Below are 4,938 nucleotides of genomic sequence, written 5' to 3'. Positions count from 1 at the left end.
GAAGCGGTCCCGGCCCGTTCATGACAAGCATATCCTCTACCACCCGTTCACAGTTGGGACACTTCAGCTCGTCCCGGTAACTTCGCAGCCGGGAGGATGGATACATTTCCTTATATACGTCCAGATCCAGGATATGGTCGGTCCACGGTTCGCTGTGGAGCCCGGTCCGGATATACCCGCTGAGTCCAACGCCTTCGGCCCGAACCGCTTTCAAAAACTTGCTCCGTTCAACATTGTTAAACGCCTGTTTGTCATATCTCATGGCATATTTATAGTGAGCCCCGCTTCCGGTGCCTTCATACAGCTTTTGCGGGATGATGCCGGGAATATCCTTGATTTTTGAAGTGAGATAACGGGCGTTCTCCTCCCGCTTTTCAAACCGGTCCACAATACCGGGCAACTGTCCCATCAGGACGGCTCCTTCGAATTCATTCATCCGGTACTTTGTCCCGATAACCGAATTGGATCCCTGCTTGTCTGCGCCACGATTGTGAACAGCGTAACATTTGTCTATCAGCTCTTTATCATGACCTACGATCATACCCCCCTCCCCGCATGCAACCTGCTTGCTGGCCTGAAAACTGAAACATCCCAAATCGCCGATGGTCCCCAGTTTTTGACCCTTGTATTCAGCAAGATGAGCCTGACAGGCATCTTCTATCACTTTCAGATCATTTTCCGAGGCAATGTCCATAATGCGATCCATATCACACGGGTAACCCATAATGTGCACCGGCATGATCGCCCTGGTTCGCTCGTTGATCTTCCGTTCAATGTCATCGGGGTCCATCTGAAACGACTCCCGGTCCAGGTCCGCCATTACCGGAAGGGCGCGGCTCATCAGAATAGACGCAATCGTTCCCATATCCGTATAGGGCGAGGTAATGACTTCATCACCCGGACCGATGCCCAATGCTTCCACACACGTGCTGAGCGCCTGGGTTCCCGAACCAGTGGCGACCGCGTATTCCATGCCCATCAGTTTTGGGTACTCTTTTTCAAAGGTTGCGACCTTTCCGGTTGACGACTGAATTCTCGACCAAATGCCACTTGAGGTTGTATCTACCACATTTTTTACCACGTCGGCATCTACAAAGGGCCAATCCGGCCAGCTCATCCCTTTTCGGACGGGCTCTCCGCCAAGAATGGCTAATTCGCCCCCCTGGCCGGACGTTTTTCCCAATGCGGGAAAGGATGGAGAGGCTACGAAGGCAAGTGAACCGGTTGCTGCTGTTGCGAGAAACTGTTTGCGGGAAAACTTTTGGGAATCCATAGCCATGATATTTTTAAAATATTTGGGTTAATAGTTTTCGGTTTACCCTATCGGTATTATTTCTTTCCAAAAAAATGAGTCCTATGATACGTATTCTCCTGATATAAGGAGAGTCGGATACATCTCCAGACTACTCAAATTTTCCGAAAATTTACGAAGCCCATGATGGGATACGGTAAATGGACCACTATATAAAGCAATCAGGGTTGCCCTATAAATTGGCAAACGCTGCTGGTTTTAGCTGGTTACGGTACGTTCTTTCCTATGCAGTGGTCGTGCCGTAGCGGGGACCGTAAGCCCGACATGCCCGGTAGTCGGCACTCTCCAGCTCTTTGGTTCCAAAGGCCGCCCAGGAAGTGGGACGAAAGATGCGGTTCCGCGGCACATTGTGCATGGAAACGGGGATCCGCAGCAGCGACGAAAGTGTGATAAACGCATCACCCACGTGCCCGTAGCTGAGAACCCCGTGATTGGATCCCCAGTTATTCATCACCGAGTACACGTCACTGAATTCATCCGTGCCTGTAAGCCGCGGGACAAACCAGGTCGTCGGCCAGGTGGGATCGGTCCGCCGGTTCAGGGTCTGGTGCACCTCTTCCGGCAGCTCTGCCGTATATCCCTCGGCAATTTGTAACACGGGCCCCTGTCCCCTGATGATATTAATGCGGGTCATCGTCACCGGCATGCCTCCCCTGGTCAAAAACTGGGAGGAAAACCCGCCCCCTCTGAAATATTCCAGGTTGGCGGGACACCAGCGCGTGGCTTCGAGGCAGGCTTCGGCTTCGTCCGGCTGAATATCCCAATACGGCTTCATGACCGGATTGCCCTCATGGGTTTGCCGGCCGGTACCGTCCAAAGAAGCCGATCCGGAGTTGAGAAAATGGATAATTCCATTGGCTGCTCTGCCGGCCAGGGTATGTCCCGTCACACGCTCGACCGACTCTGGACTCCAGTATGTGCGGATGTCTCCGAAAACCTGCGCCGTATTGGTCAGCTGGTGACCAAGCAACATGCAAACCGCATTCAGGGTATCATTTTCCGTAGCCACCACATAAGGCTCCCGGATCCCGTTCCAGTCGAAGGAAGAGTTCAAAATGGCCTCCGAAAAGTCCCCGTTGGGAAAGTGATCGGTCCACTGCCTCTGTCCCTGAAAGCCAGAAGCGATGGCATTATGTCCCAATGCCTCCTCTCCATGTCCTGTCTGCTCCAGTTTGGGATTGCCCACCATGAGATCCCGGATGATTAGCGTCATCTTTACCACCGTCTCCCAGTTCCGGTCCTTTTCCTGGCGGCTGAGCTGCATTTCCTTCGGATTGATATCCTCACCTTCCCGGCAGTATTGCTCCACCCACTGCACCGCGCGTTCAAATTCCTCCCGGTCATAGATCTGCTCCTCCAGGCGCCGTGTCAGTTCCGACATATCGACCGCCTCGCAACGCATACCCAGATACTCTTCAAAAAAATCCTGCTGAATCATCGACCCGGCAATACCCATCGAAACCGAACCGATGGACAGATAGGATTTGCCGCGTATCCGGGCCACGCTCAGCCCCGCCCTTACAAAACGCAACAGCTTTTCCTGCACGTCCCCGGGAATGGTCTCCTCCCCGGCATCCTGTACCTCGCTGCCGTAGATCCCAAATACCGGTAGCCCTTTCTGCTCGTGGGCGGCCTTGGCGGCCGCCAGGTATACCGCACCCGGACGTTCACTCCCGTTGAAGCCCCAGATCGCTTTGGGATGCCAGGTGTGCATATCCATCGTCTCCGCCCCGTAGCACCAGCACGGGGTTACGGTCAGCGACAGCCCGACCCCTTCGCGTTCAAATTTTTCGGCCGCGTGGGCCGCTTCAGCTACTCCGCCGATACAGGTGTCGGCGATCACACACTCCACCGGCGGCCCGTGGGGATGACGCAGGTTATCGGTGATAAAGGCCGCCGCCCGGCGAGCCATACCCATGGTTTGAGTTTCCAGCGATTCGCGCACGCCCTGCCTGCGACCGTCAATTACAGGTCGTATTCCCACCTTCGGGATGCGGCCGATCACGCGCGATTGATCCCGGGGCGTTGCAGGCTTAAATATCTGCTTGTTATTCATAATGATAGCTAATCGGTTTTCTTTCTTGTTTTAGGAGCTAGGTAACGATTAATTCGGTAAAGAAAAAACACGGCGGCCTTTGAACTTCTCCGCCGACTCCTTCCATACCTGCATCATGTTCATTTGGCTACATATAACGGCTTGTCAATCCCCAGCTCTTTACGTATCTCTTCCACCGTTATAAAAAGACTGTCCAGTATTCGTTCTTCTTCATAAGTTAAATCTTCCTGATTGATCCGCATTTCCAACTTGATCGGTATCCCCCTTTTGTGTAAAAAGGCTTTCGCCATCAGGGGATATTTATTCCGGGTAATTCCATCCAGGAGGGTCAACATTCTCTGCAAGTAGTCGATGGTGGAATTCATACTTTCATTCCTGAAATGGTTGCACAAGTATGAATACAATTCCGGATAAAAGTTTGCGGATATGGGCGATAATCCGTCTCCCCCCAGTCGTAAAGACTCAAGAGCAGTCGGCGTATTTGCGTTATAAAAATTCAAGTTTGAATTACGGGTCAGATCAATTTTTTCTTTTATATCGTTAATATTACAGGAGGTGTCCTTGTGATAATAAAACCGGCCGGAGTCGACCAACCACTTCATAACAGAGGGACTTATGAGTCGCTTGTAGGGCGTGGGACACTCGTAAACACCCAAACGGATTTCGCCGGTTGCCCCGGTAATTTGCTCGAACCTGGTCAGCAGCCTCTCGTCCTCTTCTTCTTTTTTTGCAAGAAGGCTGGTGACAAGAACCACAGCGGCCACCCCTTTATCAGATATTTTTTTAATAAATTCAATCTGCTCACTGATATCTCCTCCAAAAGTGCCGGTAGAAATGACGGGAACCCGCCCATCCACATGATTGACGACCCGATCGGTTAACTGCAACCGCTCTTCAGGCGTTAAATAATACATTTCACTGGACAGGCAGTTCACAAAAAGACCCGAGGAACCGGATTCAAGATAAAAATCGGTAAGAATTTCCAGGGCTTTATAATCAATGGTTTGATCCTCATTGAAGGGGGTTAGCATTACGGGCCAGAGTCCCCGGGGTAAGGATCTAATATTATTTAGTGACATGTTCGGTGTTATTTGATTCAGAGCTTTTTTTGAAATATGAAATAAGAAATCCAACCAGGAAAATAGCGGTGGTCCCCAACACAATAGTTAAATAGGAATGGATCTGATATCCCAGCGTTTCCTCCAGCTGGAAAAGTTTGGACAGGCTTAGCCAGGCGATCACTGATATTCCCACCAGGACACCCGCTATAGCCCCGACCGTATTCTTGGTATGGGTAAAAATGCCAAGCAGGAAAAGGCCAAGCATGCCTCCGCTGAAGATAGATGAGAGTTTCCACCAGGCATCCAGTGCACTCGTCACATTGATAAGCGATAAACCTATACAGATTCCGATGACACCAATCAGAAAAGAGGATAGGTACAATACCCGCATGGAGTCTTTTTCGGTAGCCGCTCTCTTGAAGTGACGCTCGTAGTAGTCGGTCAGGAACACTGTTGCCGAACTATTTAAGCTGGTAGAGATCGTACTCATGCCGGCAGCGAATATGGAA

The 4,938-nt window shown here is 51.2% G+C and carries 3 protein-coding genes and 1 pseudogene; all 4 read right to left on the bottom strand.

The genetic code is table 11. The annotated features are described in order from the left end of the window. Nucleotides 1–1,273, bottom strand: a 1,273-nt coding sequence (locus ACESLU_RS11665; RefSeq protein ID WP_372638824.1) for a DegT/DnrJ/EryC1/StrS family aminotransferase, incomplete at its 3' end; no start/stop codon positions are given. A 262-nt stretch (nucleotides 1,274–1,535) separates the two neighbouring features. Continuing rightward, entirely contained in the window at nucleotides 1,536–3,368 is a 1,833-nt protein-coding gene (locus tag ACESLU_RS11660) for an L-fucose isomerase (protein ID WP_372638823.1), read from the bottom strand. 119 nt (nucleotides 3,369–3,487) lie between these two features. Next, entirely contained in the window at nucleotides 3,488–4,447 is a 960-nt protein-coding gene (locus ACESLU_RS11655) for a dihydrodipicolinate synthase family protein (RefSeq protein WP_372638822.1), read from the bottom strand. Continuing rightward, nucleotides 4,434–4,938, bottom strand: a pseudogene (locus tag ACESLU_RS11650) (sodium:solute symporter); the annotation flags it as partial. The pseudogene ACESLU_RS11650 and the gene ACESLU_RS11655, both read right to left, overlap by 14 nt.

This window comes from Fodinibius sp., assembly GCF_041642155.1.
GTDB lineage: Bacteria > Bacteroidota > Rhodothermia > Balneolales > Balneolaceae > Fodinibius.
Note: the sequence above shows the minus strand (reverse complement) of the source record. Positions and strands in the feature narration are given on the sequence as shown.

What these genes read in the sequence shown, in the direction of transcription:
- ACESLU_RS11660 (WP_372638823.1), bottom strand. Translation starts at nt 3,368, where the DNA reads ATGAATAACAAGCAGATATTTAAGCCTGCAACGCCCCGGGATCAATCG.
- ACESLU_RS11655 (WP_372638822.1), bottom strand. Translation starts at nt 4,447, where the DNA reads ATGTCACTAAATAATATTAGATCCTTACCCCGGGGACTCTGGCCCGTA.